General features: G+C 49.4%; 21 protein-coding genes, 1 tRNA gene and 1 pseudogene. 13 read left to right on the forward strand and 10 right to left on the reverse strand.

Annotated elements, in window-relative coordinates; genetic code table 11:
- A partial coding sequence (locus tag BM231_RS04225; protein ID WP_093517113.1) for a VCBS domain-containing protein occupies positions 1-1,826 on the reverse strand: 1,826 nt, incomplete at its 3' end.
- 428 nt (positions 1,827-2,254) lie between these two features.
- Positions 2,255-3,181 carry a LysR family transcriptional regulator gene (locus BM231_RS04230; RefSeq protein WP_159437948.1) on the reverse strand — a complete coding sequence of 309 codons (927 nt, stop codon included), beginning with the start codon at positions 3,179-3,181 and terminating at the stop codon, positions 2,255-2,257.
- Between the two features lie 175 nt (positions 3,182-3,356).
- Here BM231_RS04230 and BM231_RS04235 point away from each other — a divergent pair, with 175 nt between their 5' ends.
- From BM231_RS04235 to BM231_RS04255, 5 genes are all read left to right on the forward strand, one after another.
- Positions 3,357-4,589 carry an adenosylhomocysteinase gene (locus BM231_RS04235; protein WP_093517115.1) on the forward strand — a complete coding sequence of 411 codons (1,233 nt, stop codon included), beginning with the start codon at positions 3,357-3,359 and terminating at the stop codon, positions 4,587-4,589.
- A 370-nt stretch (positions 4,590-4,959) separates the two neighbouring features.
- Positions 4,960-5,886, forward strand: coding sequence for a LysR substrate-binding domain-containing protein (locus tag BM231_RS04240; protein WP_093517116.1), 927 nt, complete (start codon positions 4,960-4,962; stop codon positions 5,884-5,886).
- Between the two features lie 134 nt (positions 5,887-6,020).
- Positions 6,021-6,461, forward strand: coding sequence for a nuclear transport factor 2 family protein (locus BM231_RS04245; protein ID WP_093517117.1), 441 nt, complete (start codon positions 6,021-6,023; stop codon positions 6,459-6,461).
- Between the two features lie 13 nt (positions 6,462-6,474).
- Complete coding sequence (locus BM231_RS04250) at positions 6,475-6,915, forward strand: nuclear transport factor 2 family protein (RefSeq protein WP_159437949.1); 441 nt, start codon at positions 6,475-6,477, stop codon at positions 6,913-6,915.
- A 50-nt stretch (positions 6,916-6,965) separates the two neighbouring features.
- On the forward strand, positions 6,966-7,634 hold the full coding sequence (locus BM231_RS04255; protein WP_093517128.1) for an FMN-dependent NADH-azoreductase: 669 nt from the start codon (positions 6,966-6,968) through the stop codon (positions 7,632-7,634).
- Positions 7,635-7,720: 86 nt separating this feature from the next.
- Here BM231_RS04255 and BM231_RS04260 read toward each other — a convergent pair whose 3' ends face one another.
- A complete protein-coding gene (locus tag BM231_RS04260; protein WP_208860081.1) occupies positions 7,721-8,734 on the reverse strand; it encodes a hypothetical protein in 1,014 nt (337 codons plus the stop codon).
- A gap of 373 nt (positions 8,735-9,107) precedes the next feature.
- Here BM231_RS04260 and BM231_RS04265 point away from each other — a divergent pair, with 373 nt between their 5' ends.
- Together BM231_RS04265 and BM231_RS04270 are read left to right on the forward strand one after the other, a co-directional pair.
- On the forward strand, positions 9,108-13,076 hold the full coding sequence (locus BM231_RS04265) for an NACHT domain-containing protein (protein ID WP_093517132.1): 3,969 nt from the start codon (positions 9,108-9,110) through the stop codon (positions 13,074-13,076).
- Positions 13,076-14,284 carry a DUF4143 domain-containing protein gene (locus BM231_RS04270; protein WP_093517134.1) on the forward strand — a complete coding sequence of 403 codons (1,209 nt, stop codon included), beginning with the start codon at positions 13,076-13,078 and terminating at the stop codon, positions 14,282-14,284. The genes BM231_RS04265 and BM231_RS04270 overlap by 1 nt, the downstream gene beginning before the upstream one ends.
- Positions 14,285-14,470: 186 nt before the next feature.
- Here BM231_RS04270 and BM231_RS04275 read toward each other — a convergent pair whose 3' ends face one another.
- Positions 14,471-15,172 (reverse strand): permease, encoded by a 702-nt coding sequence (locus tag BM231_RS04275; protein ID WP_208860082.1) that lies wholly within the window; start codon positions 15,170-15,172, stop codon positions 14,471-14,473.
- A gap of 8 nt (positions 15,173-15,180) precedes the next feature.
- Here BM231_RS04275 and BM231_RS27115 point away from each other — a divergent pair, with 8 nt between their 5' ends.
- Positions 15,181-15,582, forward strand: a complete 402-nt coding sequence (locus BM231_RS27115; protein WP_208860083.1) for a hypothetical protein — start codon at positions 15,181-15,183, stop codon at positions 15,580-15,582.
- 15 nt (positions 15,583-15,597) lie between these two features.
- Positions 15,598-16,455, forward strand: a complete 858-nt coding sequence (locus BM231_RS04280; protein ID WP_093517136.1) for a LysR family transcriptional regulator — start codon at positions 15,598-15,600, stop codon at positions 16,453-16,455.
- A gap of 274 nt (positions 16,456-16,729) precedes the next feature.
- Here the strand turns inward: BM231_RS04280 and BM231_RS04285 are convergent, their stop codons facing one another.
- Positions 16,730-17,053, reverse strand: coding sequence for a hypothetical protein (locus tag BM231_RS04285; RefSeq protein ID WP_093517138.1), 324 nt, complete (start codon positions 17,051-17,053; stop codon positions 16,730-16,732).
- 461 nt (positions 17,054-17,514) lie between these two features.
- On the opposite strand from BM231_RS04285, the gene BM231_RS04295 reads away from it, so the two are divergent.
- From BM231_RS04295 to BM231_RS27520, 3 genes and pseudogenes are all read left to right on the forward strand, one after another.
- Positions 17,515-18,006 (forward strand): MerR family transcriptional regulator, encoded by a 492-nt coding sequence (locus BM231_RS04295; RefSeq protein WP_075700502.1) that lies wholly within the window; start codon positions 17,515-17,517, stop codon positions 18,004-18,006.
- 79 nt (positions 18,007-18,085) lie between these two features.
- A complete protein-coding gene (locus tag BM231_RS04300; RefSeq protein WP_208609212.1) occupies positions 18,086-18,325 on the forward strand; it encodes a hypothetical protein in 240 nt (79 codons plus the stop codon).
- 580 nt (positions 18,326-18,905) lie between these two features.
- Positions 18,906-19,295: pseudogene (locus BM231_RS27520) on the forward strand (tyrosine-type recombinase/integrase); the annotation flags it as partial.
- 194 nt (positions 19,296-19,489) lie between these two features.
- Here BM231_RS27520 and BM231_RS04310 read toward each other — a convergent pair.
- The 5 genes from BM231_RS04310 to BM231_RS04330 all read right to left on the reverse strand — a co-directional run bounded on the left by BM231_RS04310 (position 19,490) and on the right by BM231_RS04330 (position 23,931).
- A tRNA-Phe gene (locus BM231_RS04310) sits at positions 19,490-19,565 on the reverse strand.
- A gap of 203 nt (positions 19,566-19,768) precedes the next feature.
- Positions 19,769-20,881, reverse strand: a complete 1,113-nt coding sequence (locus tag BM231_RS04315) for a Gfo/Idh/MocA family protein (protein WP_063301766.1) — start codon at positions 20,879-20,881, stop codon at positions 19,769-19,771.
- A 170-nt stretch (positions 20,882-21,051) separates the two neighbouring features.
- Complete coding sequence (locus BM231_RS04320; protein WP_063310046.1) at positions 21,052-21,831, reverse strand: ATP-binding cassette domain-containing protein; 780 nt, start codon at positions 21,829-21,831, stop codon at positions 21,052-21,054.
- A gap of 2 nt (positions 21,832-21,833) precedes the next feature.
- Positions 21,834-22,940 (reverse strand): ABC transporter permease, encoded by a 1,107-nt coding sequence (locus BM231_RS04325; RefSeq protein ID WP_093517142.1) that lies wholly within the window; start codon positions 22,938-22,940, stop codon positions 21,834-21,836.
- Positions 22,941-23,004: 64 nt separating this feature from the next.
- A complete protein-coding gene (locus tag BM231_RS04330; protein WP_093517144.1) occupies positions 23,005-23,931 on the reverse strand; it encodes a sugar ABC transporter substrate-binding protein in 927 nt (308 codons plus the stop codon).
- A gap of 344 nt (positions 23,932-24,275) precedes the next feature.
- Here BM231_RS04330 and BM231_RS04335 point away from each other — a divergent pair, with 344 nt between their 5' ends.
- Positions 24,276-25,127 carry a MurR/RpiR family transcriptional regulator gene (locus BM231_RS04335; RefSeq protein WP_063287371.1) on the forward strand — a complete coding sequence of 284 codons (852 nt, stop codon included), beginning with the start codon at positions 24,276-24,278 and terminating at the stop codon, positions 25,125-25,127.
- The last annotated feature ends 120 nt before the right edge of the window (positions 25,128-25,247 follow it).

Consider the following 25,247-nt stretch of genomic DNA (forward strand, 5'->3'; position numbering starts at 1 on the left):
AACTGACCGTTCGGATCATATTGGAATTTGCCATCAATAAGAGACACTTCACCTGTCGTGCCACTGGCATCAAACGTGATGGTGGCTGTATCGGATGCATCCGGGTCGATATAAGCGGGCCCGATCAGAACACTGTCATCTTCCGAGGTGGAAGCAGCAATATCAGAGACGACCGGAGCATCGTTGGTGCCGACGATAGTGACTGTTACCGGCCGGCTCGCAATCCCACCATTGCCGTCATCCAATGTCACAGTGAATGCAAGCTCAACCTGCTCACCTGCTGCCAGATAATCGAACACGGTGGAAGCAGCAGAGAAGGTCAGATCAATAGAGCCTTCCACACTTGAAGCCGAAGACGTAACTCCTGTAACGCTCAGCAGAGCTTTAAGATCATCGTCACTCAAGGATGACAGGCCGGAAGTGACACCGGTTGTGCTGACATCTGTGATGCTGGCGGTGTGAGCATCATCAGATACATCCACATCCGTAAAGATCAACTGAAGGCTCTGGGTAATCGGGGAAGTATCGGTGGTCTCCCACAACGCCAGTTCATTTGCAGGATGGGTGTAGTTGCCCAATGCATCGGGCTTGAACACATAGACGGACCCGGAGTTATAACCCTGGTCATCATCTCCTGGGGCACCAACCAGCACTGTACCATCCGAACTGATGGCAACGTGACTGCCAAAGGCATCTGTTGCAACACCATCAGGCGCAACAAGCTTGGTTTGGGTATAACCACCCTGCCCATCTGGCACATAAACATAGACAGAGCCTGCACCATAGGCCACCGCATCATCATTGCTGGCGCCGACAACGATCACACCAGCTTCATTCATGGCAATAGCATTGCCGAAACCATCCTGAGCGGACGCATCTGAGGCTGTCAGAGTGATCGGAGCTGCATATGCTCCTTCTGGAGTTGGTGCATAGATATAAACCGCTCCGGCATCACCATCGGCGCTATCAGCTCCCTTTGCACCAACAACGATGAGACCTGCTGCATTTACAGTAATAGAGCTGCCGAACTGATCGTAAGTCACCCCTTGCGGCAATGTCAGTTTGACCGGTACACCATAGTCTCCTGAAACATCTGGTTGGTAGACATAGACAGATCCACTCTGGGAGCCAAGATCATCATCACCAGGCGTTCCGACCACAACCAGTCCCGCGTCGTTTACCGAGACATGAGCACCAAACATTGCACCTGGGACACCATCAGGGGCACTCAAGGTCACATTGTCATAACTGCCGTCGTCATTGGGAATGAATACTTGCACAGCGCCTGTAACCGGCACACCATTCGCAGTGCTCTGAGGGGCGCCGCTGACAATCACTCCACTCTCGCTGATGGCAACAGAACTACCCAGCAGTTGCCCTGCAGCTCCTTCCGATGCAATCAACTTAACAGGCTCAGAGTAACCACCAGAACCATCAGGACGATAAACATAGATGGAACCTGAGTGAGATCCATTATCGTCATCAGCGGCAGCACCGACCACAATCACACCAGCTTCATTTATGCTGACAGACTTGCCAAACTGACCTGCATTGACACCATCTGGAGCGGTCAGCTTGAGTTCAGTAACACCGCCAGCTCCATCTGGCTGACGCACGACAACGGAACCGCTCGCATACAATGTGCCTTCAGTATCTCCAGGAACACCAACAACAACCGTCCCAGCTCCATTCACCGCAACACTGGAGCCATAACCATCCACTGCAGCACCCTGCGCATCAACAACATGAGTGACAGAGGAAACAACCTCGGAGGAAATAATAACAGGGGCAGTATTGGAAGTGTTTGTTGGAGCTTGGTCAGACATAGCGGCCTCAAAATGACGACAAATAATCAGGCCAAACTATGAGTGCATTAATCATGCAAAACAATTTAAAGTTTAATCAATTATATATATGCAACCTATTTTAGATTTTTCGATCTCCTCATACGTTAATTTCACTCAGCAACGCATCTATTAGATGAAAAAATGAAGAAGAACAAAAATACAAGAACCCTTAGCTTTGATTAGCGTCAAAATCTAATTAAGTTTAGTTTTTTATATCATCATATTTTAGTTGAAAACTTGCACTCAACATTTCTTTCGAACCGTATAGGACCGCTGAGCGACTTAGAATGCTCTCAATGACATTGCTTAGGCCGTTGCAAGCAAACCTTTTATCTGGTGTCACCAGAGAGTTTCTGCTTAGTGCCGTGTTTGAGGCATGTTGTTGAGACTGTAATCGTATGCTGGATCTAGATTTGGTAGTTCTTAACCAGCAACATAAAGCGTTCAACCAAAGGATTGAGGGTCTTCTTTCGCCAGAAGATGGTCATTTTCATCTCTGGCAATGGGGGCGTTGTGGGAATTGAGCAAACATCCGGTGTAAGCTCCATAGTACCAGGAACAATCATGCAAGCACCTGCACCAGACGCAGCTAGGCCGATTTGACCGCTAACGTTTGTCACTGCTGAGGGATAGATCTGCGGGATAGCTCCTAATTCCTTTAGAGCATCAATCTGAAAGGAATATTGGCGCGGGTGCGCACTTACCGGCAGCAGAATTAATGGAAGATCAGAGACATTCTGAGCGGTTAGCACCGATTTGTTGGCCATTTTGTGAGACTTCGCCAAGCATAACTCATAGTGGGCAGACCAAAAAACCAACTGTTTCAGGTTCTTGGGAAGCTCCAGAGGGGTCGGTTGTGACATGAATGCGATGTCAATCTTGTTCGATGCCAACGCTTCACACATCTCGACTGCTGTTAACTCAATCAGATGGGTGAAGATGCTCGGATAAGCCACCCTAAAACCTCTAAGCAACTCATCAATCTGTCTGAAATTCTGGTAGCTTGGAATACCAACTCGCAACTCCTGCTGTTGCGCCTTGCTGTGAATGTTCTCCAGCTCTTCGCTACAATCGTTGAGCAGAGATTGAAACAATCGCAGGCATTGCTGACCCTCAGCTGTAACTTGAAAGCCTGTCGTTGATCTGGAAAGCAGGGACAGTTCGAGATTTTCCTCCAATTGAGAGATCTGCTGGCTAAGGGTTGGCTGGCTTACTCCTAAACTCTCTGCTGCCTTGCGAAAGTTCATAAAATGGCAAAGCTCGCAGAAATAGAGAAGCTGGCGAAAACTGAGGCGCCTCAGCATCGCTGTCCATTTTGGCTGTATCTGGTTCAAGGGCCGAGAGTCCTGCATGATGCACTCAGTCTATTAAGATCTATCAGCGCAGTAGGTCATAGAAAATTTCTATGAGCAATAACTTACTCATATTATTCGTCGTTTCCCAAACAGTTTAGCCTTCTCACTATGAAAACCAATACGAGCATTGTTGTCGGAATAATGGGAGGCATCATTGCCATATAATACAAGCACAGTACTTGCAGAATGTTCATACGACATAGCGGATGTAAGCCTGGCACCAGAAGGCACCAAACGCATTCAATGGGCGAAGGCTCATATGCCTATTATGAACAGTATCATTGAACGCATGGAGCAGCAGAAACCTTTCAAAGACCTGACGATTGGTGTGTGCCTTCATGTTGAGGCGAAAACCGGTGTCTGGATGGAGGCACTTACCAAAGGTGGTGCAACGGTTGCCCTCACAGGCTCTCCCGGATCAACTCAGGATGAGACAGCAGCGGCCTTGGTGAAAGATTTCGGGGTTCATGTTTTTTCTCAAAGGAATGAGACCTTTGAAGATCATATGGAGTACTGCAAGCAAATCCTGCGCTTTAAACCAGACATCATTGCAGACAATGGCGCGGATTTGCATGAGCTAATTTTTACCGGTAACGAATTTGCAGATCTGCAATCAACTCTTCTGGGGGCAACAGAGGAAACAACGACAGGTGCAAACCGGCTCCGCGAGGACTTCAACTCCGACAAGTGGAGCACGCTCATCATCAACGACACCCAATCTAAGCGGATCATCGAAAACCGTTTTGGCGTGGGATCCTCTGTCGTTGACGGCATTATGCGGGCCACCAATGTGATGCTGCACGGTAAGAAAATTGTCGTTATTGGCTATGGATACTGTGGAGCAGGTACAGCACAGCGACTTCGAGGCATGGGCGCCCATGTCACGGTTGTTGAGAGTAACTCTCTTGTTCGTCTCGAAGCACATATGGAAGGCTTCTACACTTCCAAATTAGAAGCAGCTCTGCCTGATGCTGATATAGTTGTGACCGTAACAGGCCGTGATAACGTGCTTCGCAAGGAACATTTCCAGCTGATGCGCGATAAAACCATTATTGCGAATGCAGGACATTTCCAGCGTGAGATTGATGTACGAGCTCTGGCTGAGCTTAGCTCTTCTCACCAGCAAATCCGGCCACACATCACCGCCTATCAGATCCCAGATGGTGACAAGGAGCTGTTCCTTTTGTCGGACGCCAATCTGGTTAATCTATCAGCGGGTGATGGCAATCCAATCGAGATTATGGATCTGGGGCTGGCGTTGCAGACGCTGAGCATTGAGCGCATTGCAACAGCTGCTTCAACGTTGAGCAACACCCCACAACCAGTACCCTACGACATTGAGATGAAAGTAGCTGAACTGGCCTGCAAGTACTGGATCAACCATTAAATCCAGCAACTTAGCTCAATAATATCATGAAGAAATTAGGAATTTGAACATACTGCATATGCTTAGCTTGCTTGGTATTGGGTGCATCATTTCCATGAACCCAAAAGCATCAAGCTCAGGTAATCCTCGGTGCAATTCTCATTCAGTTTCTCCGTGGATGGCATTACCTTTCCATTTGGCGGTCGAGGTTTTGCCATGATGGGTACGAATGAGAATTACCAGAACGCAATCTCGTTTACGGCCGCTACTAGCTATTTGCATTGTGCTAGAGTTCAGGTTCTGGAGAAAACCAAACTCACGTACCAATTGTGTTGACTGGTATCTGCACCAACCTACATTAGACGCCTCACAAACAGAGTATCAGCTAACCATGCCTCAAATCCCCTCCCTAAAAAGCATACAGGCATTTGAAGTGGTTGTGCGGCGTTTGAGTTTTAAGGATGCGGCGGAGGAGCTACATGTAACGCCGACGGCAATCAGTCATCAGATTAAGAACCTTGAAGAGCATTTTGGGGTGGCGTTGTTCCATCGTCTGCCGCGGTCGCTTCGCTTAACGAAAGAAGGTGAGATCTACGCGCCTTTTATCCGGGACGCTTTTGAGAAGTTGAATGCCGGGTCTGCGGCTCTCTTGAATGATGACCTTGATGGCACACTGACGATAACCACCACCAACTCCTTTGCCTCAAACTGGCTGGTACCGCGGCTCAAGCGATTTTCAGAGCAGAACCCTTTGATTGCTGTGAAAGTTCTGGGCTCCGATGAGTTACTTACCTTTCCAAAAGACAACATCGACTTGGCAATCCGATATGGCGAGCCCGATCATGTTGACTTACACGCTGCCTGGATATTGGATGATTATGTTTCAGCTGTGTGTGCTCCAGATTATCTGCCTACTTCGCCAGAGCTATCAATGCTTCAGAAAGGCCAGTTGATACAATATGAGTGGACAGGATTTTCAGACAAAGACCCGAGCTGGGAAGGGTGGTTCCAAAATCAAGGTTTTGGGTTTGCTCCGCAAAAACCGGTCAATACGTTTTCCGAAGAGCATATGTGCATCTCAGCGGCCAGAGATGGGCATGGGGTTGCTTTGGTTAGTCTGATCGCAGCTGCACGCGACCTTGAAGAAAAACGCTTGGTTGCGCCATTCGATTATTCTGTCAAAAACAAAAGCTATTACTTGGTTTGTCCCAAGTCTTCAGCCAACAGGGCAAAAGTCCAGGTGTTTCAGGATTGGCTGCTGGATGAAGCAGATTTGTTTCGCGACAGCGTAATTGGTCAGCGTTTCTTTGAGAAGTAAATGATGCCCTGAATCTCATTCAGCCGTCAGCTGAAATCTCTGATGTTGTTCTCTGTTTTGTACTCAAGGTAGGACTGTGCCTGACCTTCTGATCTCTATGAGAGAGATACAGAGCCAATGGCAGAGGCAGTCCCATGCGGTCGCAAGATCAAATTCAAAAGCTAATCAATCAATACAGTTTTACTCTGGATTCCGGAGATCTGAAAGGGTTTGCCGCCTTGTTTAAAGAGGCAAGTTGGCACTTTGACAGCTCGGATCCAGTTCATGGCAGCAAGGACCTGTATGATCAAGTTCTAACGCGAGTAATCTTGTACAAAGACGGAACACCCCGCACCCGTCATATGTCCACGAACTTGGACATACGAGTTGATGAAGAAGCTGGGAAAGCTGAGTGCCAACGATATGTCGTCGTTGTTCAGCAAGCCGATGACTTTCCATTGCAGGTTATCTACTCAGGTGAGTATTTTGATGAGTTTATCCGCCAGCAAAACGGAGATTGGCGATACTCTAAGCTCACAATCCGCAAGCCGCTCTTTGGCGATTTAAGCCGCCATCTTCTGTCTCGGTTGAGTTAGGAGGATGACAGCTATGCAGTACAGTGATCATGATCAGATCCTGGAACTTCTCAATCGCTATAGCTTCACTTTGGATGGTGGAGACCTGGAAGGGTTTGCCGAACTCTTCACTGATGGCGAATGGGGCATGGAGGGCAGCATGCATCAAGGAAAAGAGGCCTTATTAGCAGGTGTCCTATCTACTGTTTTACTCCAGCCGGACGGGACACCTAAGACCCGTCACATCTCTACCAACATCCAGCTTGAGATTGATATGGAGGCCTGCATTGCAACCTGCAAGCGCTATGGCCTTGTAATACAGCAGACAGCTGATCTTCCCTTAAAGCCAATCTTCTCGGCGGATTACTTCGATACTTTTTCTAAAGTGGATGATGTCTGGTGCTTCAAGAAATGCGAGCTCAAGCGCGCATTTGTCGGAGACCTTTCGCACTTGTTCTCGCAGCAACTCGCATAACTTCCGGTGCACTCACGATCCAGAAAAGCAAACACAAGGAGACGTCTCTGATGACAACGCTTTTACAAATTGACGCCAGTATTCGGGGAAGCGAGAGCATTGTTCCAGAGTACAACTCCATCTCCCGCAGCATCTCAGCAACCTTCATGAAGGAATGGCAACAGCACAAACCAAATGACACAGTGATTTGCCGCGATGTTGGTATGCATCCACCAGATCATATAACTCAGGATTGGATCGCAGCGGTTTTCACTGCCCCAGAAAGCCGGAGTGACACACAAAATGCACTGCTTGCTCAGTCAGACAGTCTAATTGCTGAATTGGAGCAAGCCGACATCATAGTCCTGTCAACGCCGATGTACAATTATGGCATGCCAGCTGGTCTAAAGGCTTGGTTCGATCAGGTGATCCGTATCAACAAGACCTTCAGCTTCGATCTTAAACGTGGTGATTATCCGCTGGAACCAATTTTATTTGGCAAGAAGTTGGTTGCGATCACCTCTTCAGGAGAGTTCGGATTTGGGCCTGGTGGCATTCGTGAAAGCTGGAACCATCTCATGCCGCATATCAGAACCCTGAAAGGGTATCTTGGGGTTGACGAACTGTTTGAAGTCACAGCTGAATACCAAGAATTTAATGACAAACGACATAAGACCTCCGTGCAAGATGCGCATGCAAAAGCGAGAGATTTGGCCGCAAAGCTTGCTTTACTGGACTAGAGGTTCAGTCTAAGCAACAGCCAAAACTAAACCCACCATCTGGTGGGTTTAGAGCTGTCAGTTCCAGAAAAGATCGTGTTTGCTCTTCACTCAGACCCCACATGCTGGATGTGAAAAGTGTCTTTGAGCTCCTCACCTTCTTTCAAGGCGCTACCAAGCGTGTGCAGGTAACCATAGTTGACGTAAAGCTTGCCTTTCGCGACAACTCCAGTGGTTGGGTAAACATCACCCGTTTTGAATGTCTGCCCTATTGATGCAGAGCTCCAGTCATCATCAGAAACGAGCTGGAACACCGTGTTGGAGACAACTCCAGAAGCACGATTGGTGATTGCGATAAGCTCATCAGGGCCATTCAAGACGAGGCCATCGGTTCCAATGAGTGGCTGAGGCAATGCTACTTCAGTGAAGGCTGATGGATCATTTAGAGGGACTTTGAAAAGCGAACCATCACTTTTCATGGCCACAAGAAGATACCCATTCTTATGATACTGAATACCGTTCAAATTAAATCCATCACCACGAAACCTATCATGCGAAAGAAACACGCTGGCTTCGCCGGATGGCGTAACTTTGTAAATGGATGCAGCCAGGCTATCCGTGACGTAGACATTGCCATCCGCATCAACTGTTAGGTCATTTGCAAACTTTTTCTCAGCGGGCTTGAGATCTGACAAATCAATGAACTTTAGAGGGGCGCCTGTCGCTAAATCGTAGATCCCCAAGGCAACTGATGCGAACTTATCTGAGGGAGCGCTGCGCGTTGCTACGCCATAATCAGAACTGTTGACCAGCAATCGCCCTCTTTCTGCATCAACGCAAATTCCAACTACCGAACGAAGGCGTTCATCATCAACCAAACGAGTTGTAGTCCCATCCTTGTAAAGTGCGATAACTTCGCCTTTTCTTATTGAGCCAAGTAAAAATCGTTCACGCTTTGCATCATACTCCAGCCCTTCAGGATAAAGCGCTTTGCTTTTTACGGAAAGTCCATCACTCTCTTTTGCATCAAACTCCAAAGTCGTCTGCTGGGCTACCGCTGACGAAAACATTAAGAGAGACAGAACAGATGCTCTCCATAAAGTACGAACACAGTTACTCATAGATAATTACCTCATGTTGTTGCTCGTTTATGCTCATGAGGCTAAAGACGCAGGCTACTGCCCACAAACTCGTATAATTCATGCCGAAGCTGAAACTATCTTAGCTGAAACAACTCGTTGTGATGACTTCATGTAGTGGGAATGTGTGACCATTTGCGGACATTGGTGCGTAGTGTTGTTACGAAACGCCATGACTATTTTCAATTTCTGATTGCTTCTTTAGTCACTGTCTTTCTTGATGAGATGAGCGGCTTAAGCAAATGAGCGCAGTTCACTTGAGGCTACAGAGCGTGCTAAATCACCTACATATTTTTGACGCAGACAAATAGAAACATATTGCGTTTTTCGTTGTGGCTGCGGCAGAGTAGATCTTATGAAAAAACGGATTCTTCAACGTCAGCTGAGGTTCTGGGAAGGCCAAAAATCTTCCGTTGTCACCCTAGATTCTTTGAAAAGTGATAACCGATCACTGATCGTGCTTGGTGAAGCTGGTATGGGCAAATCTATGCTGCTCAAAAGCTTGGAATCTAAAAACAATATTGCTTATTGCACTGCCCGAGCATTTCTTAGAGCTCCTGATCCAAAACGCTTGATTGGTGATGCTAGTACGTTGGCGATTGATGCACTTGATGAAGTCCCAGCCTTGCACGATGGAGATGTGATCGACCGAGTTTTGGCCCGGTTAGTTGAACTGGGGTTACCGCAGTTCATTTTATCCTGCCGCGTCGCAGATTGGCGGAGCGCCACAGCCTTAGAAAGCATTCTCGAAGAATACGGTAGCGTACCTCTTGAGTTGCATCTGGAGCCTTTCTCAAGAGAAGACGCAGTCACTTTTTTATCAGATAAATTAAGCGACGAGGAGGCCGAGCTCACAGTCTGCCGTTTGGAGGAACTTGGGCTGAGCGGCTTATGGTGCAATCCTCAGACATTGGGCATGGTGAAAACAGTCGCCCAGCAAGGGAACCTGCCAAACTCTAAAGGAGATTTATTTTCTGAAGCAACCAAAATGCTGCGAAAAGAGCACCGTCAGGTAAAAGCTGATACTATTCTGGCAAACCTATCGGAAACGGAGGTTCTCGATGCTGCGGGAGCTGCTTTTGCCACATTAATTCTTACAGGTAAGGAAGCATTATCCCGCGATGTTGCCCCAAATGAGTTCGATATTCCTGTCGCAGAAATTTCTGTCTTGCCGGGCGCAGGCCAGATAAGAGATATTTTGGGCTCCCGCTTATTTGAAGCCCTTTCACCCAAGCGCTTTACATACACGCACCGTGCTGTTGCAGAGTTTCTGGGAGCCCGTTGGCTTGCAAAACAAGCAGATACTCCGCGTAAGAAACGAAGACTACTTCAGCTGTTTCACTGTCTGGCTTTAGTTCCAGCAAGCCTTCGAGGCCTTCATGCATGGTTGGCTTATCATTCAGGCGAACTGGCTAATCAAATCATTGCAGCAGATCCCATAGGCGTTTTGGAGTATGCGGATGCAAATTGGCTAGATGAATCAAAAAGCAGAGCACTACTAACTGCATTGCACAAACTTTCAGAAGAAAATCCTCGTTTTAAAGGCTGGTCAAAATATCGGGCTGATGGCTTGGTGCAACCAGGGTTGTTGCCCGAGATATGCAAGATCATCACAGATAGGTCGCATGAGTTTGGTTTCCGCTTGCTTATCTTGGAAGTTCTAAAGAGTTCTGACTTGGTACCAAAACTACAGAATAAGCTTTTGGGCTTATTGCGCGACGCAAACGAGGTGTATGCAATAAGGAGTGAAGCGGGAGATCGGTTAACAGAGCTCAATACTTCTATCGAATGGACCAGTATTGTTGCTGGATTGTTTAAAGAAGGTGGCGAAGACTGTGTGAGGCTTGGCGGTGAGCTGATGGACAGTGTTGGTTTCGAGCGCTTCAACGACACTGAAATCCTTGCTCTCGTTAAAGCTCACTATGTCCTTCCCGAGGACGGGGTCAACAATCTATTCAGTTTAGGCCGTAACCTCCCAGTTGACCGTATTCCAGCACTCCTTGACGGTATAGCGGGTATGCTAGCTGAAACTGATAGAAGTGAAGATCTTAAAGCAACGGGCGAACTTGCATTCGATGAACAAGGTGGCATTGAAGAGCTCACAGATTTAGTTTTTGAGTTAATTGCCAGATACCTTTTAAAGAAAGCGCCAACAGCTGAGAGACTTTGGCGTTGGCTGATGCCCTTTGACCCTGATCGTGGATTGCAGGACGCATCGAAAAAAGCCATTGCAGAAATTCTCCGCACCACGGATGATCTTCGCCGCGCCGTGCAACACTACGCGCTCTTGGAACTGAAAAGCGATCAGAACATCTGGCAGCGTGCTTGGCGAATGAGGGAATTCGGGCTTTATCCCAATGAAGACGATGTTCTTTGGCTGCTTAAGCAAATTAGGCATGGAGACCCGCGTTGGCGCGATTTGGTTCAGTTATCTCACCATGGCACAGAGGAAGGAAAGCCAATAAGAGATTTTGCTCTTCGGTTTGCTGGCGATAATGCGGAGGATAAAGCATGGCTTGATGAACTTGAGAGCCCCAAAGTCCCGCAATGGCAAATTGAACAAGAGCAGCGGAAGCAAACAGAAGCAGCTGAACGTGAAGAGACCCGCAAAAAAACACGCTCTGAATATGCAGATCGTATTGAAGAGGTGCGCAAGGGTGACTATGGCGGTATCGTTAATCCAGCGAAAGCCTATCTGAACTTATATAGAGATATTGGAGATGAAACCTCAAACGGGCCAGCGCGGGTTGAACAGTGGCTTGGGGCCGATCTACGCGAAGCAGTACTCGAAGGTTTTGAAACATTTCTGACCAAAGAAGAACCAAAACCAACTGCGACGGACATTGCTAGCAGTTATGCTGAAGGGCGAAGATGGGATGCAGCTTACATCATCGTTGCAGCTCTTGCTGAACGCTCACGCACTGGACGCGGGTTCGAGGGGCTTTCTGATGAGCGTTTAATGGCCGGCTACATTGAGCTTGAACAGCATCCAATTGCTGAAAAAGCTGGAATCTCAGGCCTTAATAGCAGGCTAGAGAATGAGTTACGCGCAATAAAGAGTTGGGAAGAGACACAACGGTTATTGATAGAGCCCAAACTCAAAGCCGGGCATCAACACGTCACTGGCCTTTATCACCTTATGCGTAGTGACGAAGATGTTGACTTGGCTGGTGAGCTTGGCTGCGAATGGCTTGAGAACATCTCAAATCTCTCAGAAGAAGCAGAAGCTGAGATTTTAGGCAGGCTCATAACGGTCCCAGCTGGCATTATGTTGGTCAAAAAACTAATGTCAGACCGTTTGCAAACGGCGATCAGTAACGAACTTCGTCGCACATGGGATGCTGCTGGCCTAATTGTAGATTTCGATGTAACACGAGAGAGGCTTGAGCGAAACCTCCCGATAGACCCAAAGTTACTATGGGAACTTCGTAAGCGGACTGGTCAATCAAACTTGTCATCACATCTTACTTCTGTGGGCTTGGAGCTACTAGCATGGACGTTTGCGACATTCAGAGCTGTTTTCCCGAAAACTGATTGGCCTCGGGGCATGACGCATGGAAATGAAAATCCATGGGATGCTTCAGATTACCTGATTTCTTTGATTAATCGTCTCGGAAACGATGTGTCTCCTGAAGCGACTGAGTTGCTGATAGAGCTCAAAGACTCCGTAGAGGATGGCTATACTGAATTCTTGCGTAATGTGCTTGCAGAGCAAAAGCGCAAACGAGTGGAGTCCGAATGGACTGCTCCTGACCTACCTACTGTTGTGAGCACTGTCACCGATAAAGCTCCTACAAAGGCTGAGCAGCTTCAAGAGGTAATGCTTGAAGAGCTGGTTGATGTGCAAAGAGCTGTTCATGGCAGCAGTTGCGACTGGTACAAAGATTTCTTTAATGGCAAGGAGCCCAAACAAGAGGATGAGTGTAGAGATACCATCCTGAAGATGTTTGACGGCAAACTTCCATTTGAAATTCTTGCGTCTCCGGAAGGCCATTTGGGAGATGATAAACGTTGCGATATTGAGTGTACACTTGCGAATTTAATGGTCCCAATAGAGCTTAAGGGACAATGGCACGAAGACCTCTGGACTGCAGCTGACCGGCAACTTGATCGCTTATACTCCAACGACAGGCGCGCAGGATACGGAATTTATGTCGTTCTGTGGTTTGGCGAGGATACTTCCAAAAAACTCCGTAAGCCGCCTAAAGGCATCGAAGTGCCGAAAACTGCTGAGGGACTTCGAAAAGCACTCATTGCGAACAGTGCTTCGGCACATGATGGACGGACTGCGATAGTTGTTCTCAATTTAACACGGCCATCATAGTGGAACGTGTTTACGCTCTCCAACAACTTGACGAGGCTGTTACGCGGAGCAAAGTTACGGTGGTTCAGGGGTTGCCTCGTGTTGGCCGTACATCCATTCTTGCTGAATGGAGACGTCAACGCCCTGATACCAAGCTTTGCCGTGAGATCGCAGACATCCTGTCAGGAACCGGCGTCTTTATTTTAGACCATGTAGATGCAAGATCGATTGACGCTATTAGCGCTAAGGTGCGCGAAGCCGACGAAGGTCGGCTACATGGACACTTAGTTGTTGCTCCAATTGACTTTGTCACTTCCGTGGGTTTGCGAAATGCATTGCCTGGCCTCGTGACAACGATTGATGTTAACCCTTTGCAGATTAACGAGACCACCGGTGAAGCAAGTGATTCATCTCTTTCAGCTGGACCGATAGATACCCCTCCCGAAGCATCAGCTCCAGTTAATGATCAAACGCCCGCACCTCATCAACATTGGCTTCGTGGCGGCTTCCCTGAAAGCCTTGAAGCGGAGACTGATGAACTTAGCATGAAATGGCGCGATGACATGTTGGGTATCCTCTTAGATCGTGATTACTCCTGTCTTGGGATTGCAAGAGGTCTCCCGTTAGATCAAATACTCCTTTGGCTAGCGAATAAAAATGGGTCTGAACTCAACGAGGATGGGTGTCCTCTTGTTACAAAACAGGAGTTTCGTGATGCGATTAGAGTATTTGTTCGGTTGGGTCTGGTGCGGCGCCTGCCTAGTTACCCTGCTCGCAGCAAGTTGAGCTTAACCCGAAATCAGAAGGTCTTTTTAAGGGATACTGGTATCCTACACACTCTGTTGGGTATCGAGACTTGGGAGCAATTGGATTTACAACCTGATACCGTTAAAGGGGCTAGCTTTGAGAGTTATGCAATTGAAGCTCTAATCCATGCTGCAAATGGTCGTTGTGAAGCTCAATTCTATCGCCACAAGAATGCCGAGATTGATCTTGTGCTTAACTTTCCAGCACAACGAAATCGGCTAGTTGCAATCGAGTGTAAAGTAAATTCTAGTCGCTCCTTGAAATCAGGTTTCTATACAGCGTGCGAAGCAATCAAAGTAGCTGATCAAGACCGGTTTATGGTTCATTCTGATGAAAGACCCTCCTATCACGGAGATGTCCCCAAACTAGACTTAAGAACAGCGATCAAACAAATCTCCAAGATCGCGCAAGAAAGGCAATAAATTCACTTGTTAAGTGAATAGCGTCTTCAACCCATGATGGAACCGCCCGAATGTCTGCTTCTGGCCCAAGTTTCTAGGCACTTCTGGCATGTAACAGCTATCTAACAGCGGACATTGACAGTCACCATCGTCGTCAGACGTTAACTCAAGGTTGAGCCCTTCCCAAATTCATCATTGATAATATCGCTAGTTTATCAACCCAAAGATCCAGCCCGCAGTCATGGAACCTGTTACGGCGAGGGTGAGGTAAAGGAGGAACGGTTTGATCTTCAGGACTGGGAAGATTGCCATTGCACCCCAGATGCTGACCACTCCGCCGGACACTAGAAATGCCATTGCTGCGCCAGAGGACATGCCGTGGTCCATGAGCGAGCGGGTTAACGGCAAGGCGGCGTAGCCATCCAGATAAGCCGGAGCACCAACAAACACTGCCAGTGGAATGGCCCACCAAACATCGCCGCCGACATATGCGGTCAGGGCTTCAGGTTCCAGCAGGCTTTGAAGCACGAACTCAGCGGCAAAGGCCGGGATCAGGCAGATCAGTACAAGTCGGGTGATTGCGATGAACTCCTCGCGAAAATGACGGCGATGTGCTGGTGAGCGCCAAATGGTCCATTGAACCTTTCCGGATTGACAGGTCTGGCCGAGGTTTCCGACGAGGGTGTTCTCACGCAGTACTGATTGAGCCCAGGGGCGTTTGCTGGCGAATGCGGTTATGGCCCCACCAAATAGGCCCAGTCCCATAGCGGCAATGGTTTTGCCAATGGCAAAGCTTATGCCCAGGGTGGCAGCCGTTGTGGCAAGCATTGCTGGGTCTGTGACAGGTGATGACAACCAGAAGGCCATAACCGGAGCGAGTGGCACACCGGCGGCCAGTAGACCGGCCATGAGCGGCCATGAGCGGCAAAACAGTGACACCACACACGGGTGTGACCGCGCCTATCAATGAGGCGGCCATAATGGTTTTCAGCAGATTGCCGTTAAAGACCTCAGCAATGTGGCGACTAGCACCGCTGGCGCTCACCCATGCGGCGATGAGTATGCCAGGAATAACCAGAGGTGAGACCTTAAGCAGGCTGATTGCAACAAATACGAGGGTTTCCTTGGCTTGGATAGGAAAAGCAATCGCGAGTGCTACCATGAGCATGAGTGCGATGGAGATCAGAATTTTCGTCTTTGAGATTGTGAGAGCGAGGGCGCTTTCGCTTGCCATGGAGCATCCTTTCTTAAGTTGCCGGCAAGGTAGCAACTTGAAAGAATTTAAAGAAACGAATAGCTTTAAATTCAGATATCAATGAAAGCGAAATCTTATCATGCCTCATCTGGATAGTGACTTGCTCAGAACGTTCCTTGCGGTCAGGGATACGGGCAGCATTTTGGCTGGTGCGGAGAGGATCCATCGCACCCAGTCTGCTGTCAGCGTGCAGATCCGAAAACTGGAAGAGCTGCTGGGCAAAGCTGTGTTTGTGCGCCATGGGCGCGGTGTGCGTCTTACAGCTGCGGGGGAACGGCTTGAGCCTGTCGCCCGAAAGGTTGTTAGGGAGCTCAACGACATTTTTGCTGAGCTCACCGGGGCAGAGCTTGCCGGGGTGTTGCGTATTGGAGTTCCTGATGATTATAGCTCCGAGCTGCTTTTGCAGATTATTGCCGAGTTTGCGCGGGATAACCCCAAGGTGGAGCTCAACGTTCAGCGTTCTTTGAGCACTGGATATTCGGCGGCTCTGGCCTCTGGGCAGATGGATATCGCGGTGCATGAGGTTGCTGAACTGGGGCTGAACATGGAGCCGTTAAAAAATGAGCAGGTCGTTTGGGCAGCCTCCCGCGCCCATGCAGTGCATGAAGCTGATCCTTTGCCCGTAGCGCTGTTTGATCGTGACTGTTGGTGGCGGGACATGGCGGTGAATGCGCTGAACGAGAGCGGGAAGACCTACCGGGTCGTCTATTCCAGCGAGAGCGCAACAGGTGTTGCGGCAGCAGTGCGCGCAGGTGTTGCTGTCGGAGTGCTGAGAGCAGGGATGTTAGGGGCTGACATCACGCCGCTTTCCGCTGAGCAGGGATTTCCGGCATTGCCCGCATCCAAGCTGGTGATTGAGTTTGGCTCGAACATCGACACCAAGACCTGCGGCGCGATGGCGGATGCTATTCGCAAAGCGTTTGCAGGCATGCGTTGACACATTTCATATTGAGGGCGGATGACTATCTTAATGATATCTACTTCGCAACGTACCCATTGCATTCAATGAGGATCGAGATTTAGTAGTCTCTGATCAGTAAAGAGTAATTGTAGAAGTTATCGGGCAAACCTCTCGCTGCCCATTGTAAAACACTTCAACGACTGCATATGGCGCCTCGGCGCTAGCTGATTGAGGTCACTCATTGGTACTCACGCGTGGTCCTAGATTAGTACCGTATATGATCAAATGTTGGATCTATCTACCTCAACATTCAATCTAACCACCAACTGTCTCGTCTCAGTTTATATGGCAATGTGCGGTCAATGCCTTTTTGCTTAAATAGGCGCTGATTTTGTCGCCAAAAATAACCGCTTTTGGTGAAGTTGATGTTCTCTAGCTTCTTGCGAAAACGTGTTAAAACCCCGGCTAAGACGATGAGCAGACTCGCAATGGCAACAAGATAAACTGCTCCAGAAGAATAGGAAGGATCAAACCAAGTTCGGACCAGCCAGAGGAAAGGCTCAAACGCCAGAATTGCTGAGGCCATACCAAACCAGAATGCCGCAAATTGATGGTGTGTAAGAATATGTTTCATGCAAATCGTTGTGCCACGCTATTTTGCAGAACCTATCCATCATCTGTGCAGATTTTCAGCATTTTGCGCAGGTGAGCTTAAGGCGCATGTTGTCGGGAATGAAACTGCTGCAGAAGGGTTGCTGCAAAAGCTGCAAAATGGCTTGCAATCTGAGGAGGTAAAAGCACAAAGCACTGTCTATCTAACCTGCAAATGGTCAGTTGAGCAATTCTGGTTCGTGAACTTGTTTATTTTAGAAGCCTTCGGCTGAGGATGTCTCAACCTCAGCTAGAACCACTCCAATGTCCGGTAATGGCCCCTCTGCTACTACATCAAAGCGTTTAATCCATCTCTTAAGCTTCTTCATAACTCCAAAGCATGACACTCCATATAAACCAGTAAGTTAGAAGATTCACTTTCGTTTCGCTTGACCCATTTAAATAAAATGGTACTCTCGACCCAATTCAAGAAGTGAGTCGAGCATGACTGGGAAGAGTGACACTTACAGCCGTACATATACGGCGTCCGAAGTTGCCAAGATCGTTGGGATGAATATCGAGACGTTGCGGGTCTGGAGGCGGCGGAAGCAATTGGTGCTTGAGGGCGAGCGCCAAGGCTGGACCCGATATACCTTTAATGATCTGATGGCCGTTGCCACCTACCACAACATGGTACGCTCTCATTGCACAAATACGATTGCAGAGCTGATTGCCGGGACTGTCTCACAGCAGCTCGCCAACAAATGGTCTGGTATTCTTGGCACAGAAAGTAGTGTTTTCTGCCTTTGCAACAATGCAATGGATGAGGAAAATATTCAGATAGAGATGCATCTCGGACTGGAAGAGCTTCTGGAGGCGATCACTCAGATTATGCGAAGCTCAAAACGTCAGCCTGCCTATCATATTGTCGATTGTGGCGCTTTGTTTTTGAAAGTGCTGGTGTCTTGCACAAAGGTTCGTGAGGAGAGCGAGTAATCGCTTTGGCTCATTAAATCACAGGCCCATGCTATCGGCATCAAAACTTCTATAGCCTGAAGATCGAGAGGGGATCGATATGGCGAGAGCGCAGTTGAACTTGAGTATCCAGCCGTATCGCATGCTGAAGAGAGCTGATGCGGCTTCCTATTGCGGACTAAGTGCAACCAGCTTCCTGGCCAATTGCCCGGTTCCCGCTGTTCTTCTTCCCGGAGGGCGCAAGGTCTGGGACGTCAAGGATCTGGATCGCTGGATTGAAGGCTTAAAGGAAGACAGCCGTCCATCGGATGATGATCTCCTCAATCAGCTGGGAGCCTGATATGACGATAATCCGGGTCAAAGGCTTTAAGATCTTCAATGACCAGCATGGCAAGCTGCGGTGTTATCATCGCAAGACTGGTGAGCCGATCAATCTGGAAAAAGCGCCAATTGGCAGTGCTGCCTTTCTGGCGGAATGCGAGCGACTGACAAGCTTGATGTCAATGGCTGATACCAGCAGGCCGGGCACGCTCGGCAATCTGATTGACAAGTATCGCGCCAGCTCTGCCTTTCTTGAGTTGGCTGAGCGCACCAAGTCGGACTACCAGAAGGTCTTTGATTATCTGGCGCCAATCAACAACACACCCCTCTCCCGCTTTACCTCACCCTTCATAGTCAAACTCAGAGATAAAGCAGAGGAACAGCGTAAGCGGCGCTTTGCTAACTATGTAAAACAAGTGCTCTCTGTTTTGTTTTCTTGGGGCAAAGAACGTGGGTTCGTCAAAGAAAACCCTGCTCTTGGGGTTAAATCCATTCGCAAACCTAAGAACGCTCCAATCGCCAACAGGCCCTGGACGGATGACGAGCGCAGGATCGTTTTAAAACACGCCCCTGCTCAGATGGTCCCTGCCCTTACCTTGATGATGTATACGGGACTTGGTCCGCAAGACGCGCTTACACTTGCCAAGCAACAATACCAAAATGGTTTCATCTCAACCCGGCGAGCCAAAACAGGGGCCCCAGTCTTTTGGCCTGTCATCGCACCTTTGAAAGCAGCTCTTGATGAAGCGCCAGATCACGAAGCGCCAACGCTTTGCGCAAACTCCAGAGGGCAATCATGGACTGTTTCGGGGTTCAGAGCATCATGGCGCAAACTACGCATCCAATTAGAAGACAAGAGCCTGATTGAGCCGGGCCTTACTCTTTATGGTCTGCGGCATACGGTGGCGACTATTTTACGGGAGATTGGGCTGAACGACAGAGACCTTGCCGCCGCACTGGGACATGAGACAGAAGCGATGGCACGGCTTTATGCCAAGGGAGCTGATTTGCGCAAAAGCATGTCGGATATTGCTGTCCGATTTGAGAAGGAAATCACTTTGCGCGGGGAAGAGTTCAGCAAGCGGTTGGAGCAAAAGTGTCAAACCATGCCGAAAAAAGTGTCAAACCTTGAGAAAGCTGAGCGAATGCTCGATTTATTATCTAGTAATTTCAAGGAGATAAGTGGTGCCCGGAGGCGGATTCGAACCACCGACACGCGGATTTTCAATCCGCTGCTCTACCAACTGAGCTATCCGGGCATTTCGCGTTGGGCAGTGTGCCCCGCTGAGGTGAGGGTCTTATAGGGTGCCAGATTTCTTCTGTCCAGCACCTCAATGAGTTTTCCCAAAGGCTTTTAGGGGGTTAAATCTTTTTTTTCGCAGAGTGTATTGCACGAAAGAAGTCAGGCCATAAAAAAGGGCGCTGTTCAAGCGCCCTTAATTCTCTCTCATTCTCAAAAACCTTAGACAGTGACCCAACTGGCCTGTTCGTGAGATTTGGCCATGGTCTGAACGAGACCCTCGATGAAGATACCGCGTTCGAAGTCGATAAGGTGACTGTCTTCACCCTGGAGGCTTTTCAGGATCTCGTTTACTTCAATAATCTTCAGATCGTTAAAGCCGAGACCGTGGCCCGGAGCCGGGATGAAGCGGTCGTATGGTGCATGGGCTGGCCCTGCCAGAACCGTGGTATAGCCCTGCCCTGCCACGTCACCTTCAGCTTTGTAGACGTGCATTTCGTTCATGCGTTCCTGATCATAAACGATAGACCCTTTTGAGCCGAAGATCTGCGCTGCAATACGGCCTTTACGGCCCCATGCAGAGCGGTTGAGCTGGAGGGTGCCGTTGCCGCCGTTTTCCAGTTCAAACAGCACGGTGGCTGCATCATAGGTCTCAACAGCTTTGTCGTTGCCTGCTGCGTCCTTACGGGTCGCATATGGTTTGGTCATGTGGCACATGACTTTTGAGATGCGCAGGTCCAGAGCCATGAGGAGAGACATGGTGTGCACGCCAAAGTCATCCAGTGCGCCAAAGCCGGAAGCTGCGCCGCTTTTGATGCCCCATTCATCATCCGGGTTGGCCATGAAGTCTTCGTCCATTTCCAGTCGGACTTGCAGCACTTCTCCGATTTCACCTGCATTCAACAGGTCACGGATGCGGCGCATCATGGGATTTTGGATGTAGTTGTACCCCAGGAAAGTTTTCTTGCCGGACTTTCGGGAGGCTTCCAGCATCTTCTGCGCGTCCGCGTAGGACGGAGCCATTGGCTTTTCGCAATAGACGTGCTTGCCAGCTTCCAGAGCTGCGATTGCCATTTCCGGGTGGAACTCATTCGGCGTGGTAATCGAGATAATGTGAATATCGGGATCTGCCAACATATCGCGCCAGTTGCCCGTTGACTTGGCAAAGCCGAAGTCTTTTGCACGTGCTGCTGCCAGCTCTTCATTCACCTCAGCAAGCGTCACCAATTCTGGCTTCAGCTCACCACCAAACACACCGGATACAGCATTCCATGCCAGAGCATGACATTTGCCCATGTATCCGGTTCCAATCAGACCTACGCCGATTTTTTCCATCTCAGTAATCCTGGAAGTGCCCCTAGAATAGAACGTGCTATGAGGCGGGGCATTGATAAAATGAAGGAGCGGCATGATCGGGCAATGCCGCTCCTCAGTGTCTCACTGAACATTCTGAATGTTGCGTATGCCTGACCCGAAAACCGATCTGCGATCTTCGGGAATACACATCAAACAGTGCCGCCCAGTGATGCCTCCAAACTGGCAAGCTCCTGCCCGCCAGCCATGAGATCTTGTAGTTCCTCAGCGGTGATTTCACCCTTCTTCGCAGTGCCGAGGGTTTTGCCCCTGTTCAGCACTGTGAAGCGGTCACCCACTGCCATGGCGTGGCGTACGTTGTGCGAAATGAACACGACGCCAACACCCTTTTTGCGGACTTTGTCCATAGTCGAGAGCACGTTTGAAGTCTGGCGTACGCCAAGAGCAGAGGTTGGCTCGTCGAGGATGAGGACCTTCGCGCCGAAGTAAACGGCTCGTGCGATTGCGACTGTCTGACGTTCCCCGCCGGACAGTGTGCCCACGGCCTGGTCTGGTTCACGCAGGTTGATACCCATCTTGGACATCTCTTCCATGGTCACTTCGTTTGCGTACTTGTGATCAAAGTAAGAGATTGGTCCGAACTTCTTAACCGGCTCGCGGCCAAGCCAGAAGTTGCGGGTGATGGACATGAGGGGGATCATCGCAAGGTCCTGATGCACCGTTGCAATGCCTGCATTCATGGCATCACGTGGGCTTTCAAAGACGTGCTTTTGACCATCCACGACGATCTCGCCCTTACTTGGCTTGTGCACGCCGGACATGGTTTTGATGAAGGTGGATTTACCTGCACCATTGTCACCAAGCAGACAATGCACTTCGCCGGGCATGACGGAGAACGAAACACCAGCCAAAGCAATGACAGAGCCAAAATGCTTTTCGATGTTCTTCATCTCAACAATAGGTGTCGTCATGATCAGCGCTCCCCTGTGACGCGCTTGCGGATCATGTTGTTAAACAACACCGCGATCAGCAGCATGGAACCGAGGAAGACCAGATACCAGTCCTGATCGATGTTGGTGTAGCTGAGGCCGATCAGCACCATTCCGAAGATGATGGAGCCGAAGAAAGCACCAATTGCGGAACCGTAACCGCCTGTCAGCAAACAGCCGCCGATCACCGCTGCAATGATTGCCTCAAACTCCTTCTGGAAGCCACGACGAGCATCTGTTGAGCCTGCATCCATAACAGTCAGGATTGCGACAAGAGCTGCACAGCATGCGGTGAACATGAACAGGTACATCTTGACCTTGCGCACTGGCACGCCGGAATTACTTGCTGCGTTGCTGTCACCACCCGCTGCAAAGATCCAGCTGCCAAATGGGGAGCGAAGCAGAACCCAAGTTGCCAGAAGTGCCAGCAGGACAAACCAGAGAATATCAACCGGGATGCCGTCTACTTTCGGCTTGCCGGACTTGAAGGTGTCGATCCAGCCAGCTTCGGCCAGCCAGTAGAAGAATGGTGTGAACGCTTCTCCACTGAAGAAGTCAGCAAGCCAGCTGCCTTCAAATTCTGCACGGATGCCGCGCAGCTGAGTTGAGCCGCCGGTTGCCGCTTTGAGGCCAACCAGAGACAGGCCGCGCAGGATAAACAGGAACGCAAGCGTTACAATGAAGGATGGCAGACCTGTGCGGATGACGATCTGTCCGTTTATGGCCCCCATCGCAGCAGCAGCCATGAAGGTGACGATGATCGCTGCATAGAGTGGCAGGTCAAAGGTGACCATTGCCGCGCCGAAAATCAGGCCTGTGAACGCAACCATGGAGCCAACGGAGAGGTCAAACTCACCGCCGATCATGAGAAGTGCCGCCCCAATTGCCAGAATGCCGAGTTGGGCAGCAGGCGTCATGAAGTTCAGGATCCCCGCGAGGGTGAACATCTTAGGGTCAGCAGTAAAAAGAAAGAAGATTGTTACGAGAGCAAGGCCAGCAATGGCGCCGAGTTCAGGACGCTTCATGAGCCGGGATATGAGCGAGACGTTTTTTACTCTTTCGTCCGCGCTCTCAACAGCAAGATCGGACATTTTATTTCCCTCAGTTTTGCATGAAATGAGAGGGATGCGTGCACCCCTCCCACAGCAAAGCTCCTTAGCGGATGCCTTGAGCGGACAGCTCTACAACCTGACCGGCTTTATCAGCGGTGATCAGGTTTGGACCGGATGGAACGTTGCCACCAGGGATAAGTCCGTACTCTGCATTGAGAGCCAGGAAGATAACGGGCAGGTAGCCCTGAAGGAACTGCTGCTGGTCGATTGCAAATGCTGCTTTACCGTCAGCGACTGACTGCAGGAAGCCTGCAGACATATCGAAGGTTGCAACATTAACTTCACCAGTGCGTCCAACTGCTTCAACAGCTGCCACTGCTGGCTCACCTACGAGAGATGCACCAAGACCCATGATGGTGTCGATGTCTTCGTTGGATTCCAGAGTTGCCTTGATCTTCGCTTCAACTTCAGCTGGATCGTTGTTGGTTGGAACAACAGTTACGTTGCCGCCAAAGCCAGCTGCAAAACCGTCACAACGCAGGTCAAGGGACACGTTGCCCACTTCCTGGTTTACGCAGATGCCGACTTTGCCGCCCATGTCAGCAAGCTTTTCGCCTGCTGCTTTACCAGCGTCATACTCATCCTGGCCCACGTGCAACAAAGCGCCAAAGCTTGCAGACACATCACTACCGGAGTTCATGGAGATGACAGGGATGCCAGCTTCTACTGCTTTGGTAATGGATGGGCCGAGCGCGTCACCATCTGGAATGGACACAACAATTCCGTCCGGCTCCTGAACGATCGCTGCATCGATCAGCTGGCTCATGGCCACCATGTCAAAAGTTTCTGGAGCACGGTAAGAAACGTTAGCGCCGCTGTCTTTTGCTGCTTTGTCTACACCGTTTTTAACAACAGACCAGAATGGGTCATTTGCCTGGCCGTGGCTCACAACAATGATGTCAGCAGCCATTACAGCAGGTGCAGTCATGATCGCAGCAGCAGCTACGAACGCGCGTAAAGTCATTTTCATATAAACCTCCCAAGATTGGCGTTTGCCAATTTTAAGTTAGGGTTTCCCCTAGAAGTCTGATGTTTATCTCGTCCACAAACACCAGAGTTCGAATGCGTTTCCGCACGAATTGTAGTGCTCAGCCGTCCCACGGGCAAAAGCACCCATCACCCCCCATTATATCAACGCAAGCCTGATTGCGGCAAATGCGTGCTGAATCAGCACTTTAAAAGGGTGATGGACAGAGCACGTGTAACCGGCCCTACAATCGTAGAATTCATCCAAATTTTAGCAATTCAGAAAATTCATTCCAAATTTATAGAACGTACATTGCGGTTTTTCAAGTTTTGGAATAGATTTTTTTCATGACACAGAATTTAGACGCAATTAGCCCAGACATTCCCTCGGATTACGAGAGCCTGAAAGCTCGAATAAGTACTCTTTCGGACAGCATGCCCAAGCGCCTTTTGCAGTGCGCAAGATATGCTTTGGCGAATCCAGACAGAATCGCTCTTGGCACTACAGCTGAGATTGCCAGTGCTGCAGGCGTGCAGCCTTCTACTCTTGTTCGCTTTGCTCAAACGCTTGGGTTTGACGGCTTCTCGCAGATGCAGCAGATCTTTCAGGGACAGTTGGTTGGCCGCAACTCTGAGTATACAGAGCGCCTGACGAAGATCCGCGAGAGTGGAACAAACACTCCGGGCAGCATTCTTGGCAACTTTGTAGAACGCTCCAAACAGTCGCTTGATGATCTTCTGCGCCAGGTCGACACAGTCGCTCTTGAGCGCTCCATTGAAGCGCTGTCAGCTGCAGAAAACATACACTTATTAGGCCTGAGACGTGCATACCCGGTCGTCAGCTACCTACACTATACATTGGGCAAGATGGGCGTGAGAACGAACCTTCTGGAATACACAGGCGGCATTCTGGAAGAGCGTGTTCAGTTCATCAATGAGAACGATGCTTTGTTTGTGGCGACCTTCAGTCCCTACTCTCCTGAGGTGGTTGAGTTTGCGAGCAAGGCCTTTGGTCGGGGCGTCTCTGTTATATCCCTGACCGACAGCGTTCTGTCTCCAATTGCCCGCGTTTCTTCAACCGTTCTGGAGGTTAATGAGGCCGAGCACGGCGCGTTCAGATCACTCTCCACAACCATGTGTCTTGCGACTTCTATCGCTGTTGCCGTTGGCGATGCGCGAAAGTGGACGTCCCTCTCCTAGAGTACCTCTAAGGAATCAACGGGAAGCCGGCAAAGGACTGAAATTGGAAAGGAGCCTGTTTAAAATTTTGGAACAAAGCTCATTCTATTTTGAACAGATATTCCACTTGTGATTATTTTT

Source organism: Pseudovibrio ascidiaceicola (assembly GCF_900114245.1).
Classification (GTDB): Bacteria; Pseudomonadota; Alphaproteobacteria; order Rhizobiales; family Stappiaceae; genus Pseudovibrio; species Pseudovibrio ascidiaceicola.

Bases quoted from the DNA above. Each gene is read 5' to 3' on its own strand.
- BM231_RS04240 (WP_093517116.1), top strand. From the start codon at position 4,960: ATGCCTCAAATCCCCTCCCTAAAAAGCATACAGGCATTTGAAGTGGTT.
- BM231_RS04245 (WP_093517117.1), top strand. From the start codon at position 6,021: ATGCGGTCGCAAGATCAAATTCAAAAGCTAATCAATCAATACAGTTTT.
- BM231_RS04250 (WP_159437949.1), top strand. From the start codon at position 6,475: ATGCAGTACAGTGATCATGATCAGATCCTGGAACTTCTCAATCGCTAT.
- BM231_RS04255 (WP_093517128.1), top strand. From the start codon at position 6,966: ATGACAACGCTTTTACAAATTGACGCCAGTATTCGGGGAAGCGAGAGC.
- BM231_RS04260 (WP_208860081.1), bottom strand. From the start codon at position 8,734: ATGAGTAACTGTGTTCGTACTTTATGGAGAGCATCTGTTCTGTCTCTC.
- BM231_RS04265 (WP_093517132.1), top strand. From the start codon at position 9,108: ATGAAAAAACGGATTCTTCAACGTCAGCTGAGGTTCTGGGAAGGCCAA.
- BM231_RS04275 (WP_208860082.1), bottom strand. From the start codon at position 15,172: ATGGCCGGTCTACTGGCCGCCGGTGTGCCACTCGCTCCGGTTATGGCC.
- BM231_RS27115 (WP_208860083.1), top strand. From the start codon at position 15,181: ATGAGCGGCAAAACAGTGACACCACACACGGGTGTGACCGCGCCTATC.
- BM231_RS04280 (WP_093517136.1), top strand. From the start codon at position 15,598: ATGCCTCATCTGGATAGTGACTTGCTCAGAACGTTCCTTGCGGTCAGG.
- BM231_RS04285 (WP_093517138.1), bottom strand. From the start codon at position 17,053: ATGAAACATATTCTTACACACCATCAATTTGCGGCATTCTGGTTTGGT.
- BM231_RS04295 (WP_075700502.1), top strand. From the start codon at position 17,515: ATGACTGGGAAGAGTGACACTTACAGCCGTACATATACGGCGTCCGAA.
- BM231_RS04300 (WP_208609212.1), top strand. From the start codon at position 18,086: ATGGCGAGAGCGCAGTTGAACTTGAGTATCCAGCCGTATCGCATGCTG.
- BM231_RS04315 (WP_063301766.1), bottom strand. From the start codon at position 20,881: ATGGAAAAAATCGGCGTAGGTCTGATTGGAACCGGATACATGGGCAAA.
- BM231_RS04320 (WP_063310046.1), bottom strand. From the start codon at position 21,831: ATGACGACACCTATTGTTGAGATGAAGAACATCGAAAAGCATTTTGGC.
- BM231_RS04325 (WP_093517142.1), bottom strand. From the start codon at position 22,940: ATGTCCGATCTTGCTGTTGAGAGCGCGGACGAAAGAGTAAAAAACGTC.
- BM231_RS04330 (WP_093517144.1), bottom strand. From the start codon at position 23,931: ATGAAAATGACTTTACGCGCGTTCGTAGCTGCTGCTGCGATCATGACT.
- BM231_RS04335 (WP_063287371.1), top strand. From the start codon at position 24,276: ATGACACAGAATTTAGACGCAATTAGCCCAGACATTCCCTCGGATTAC.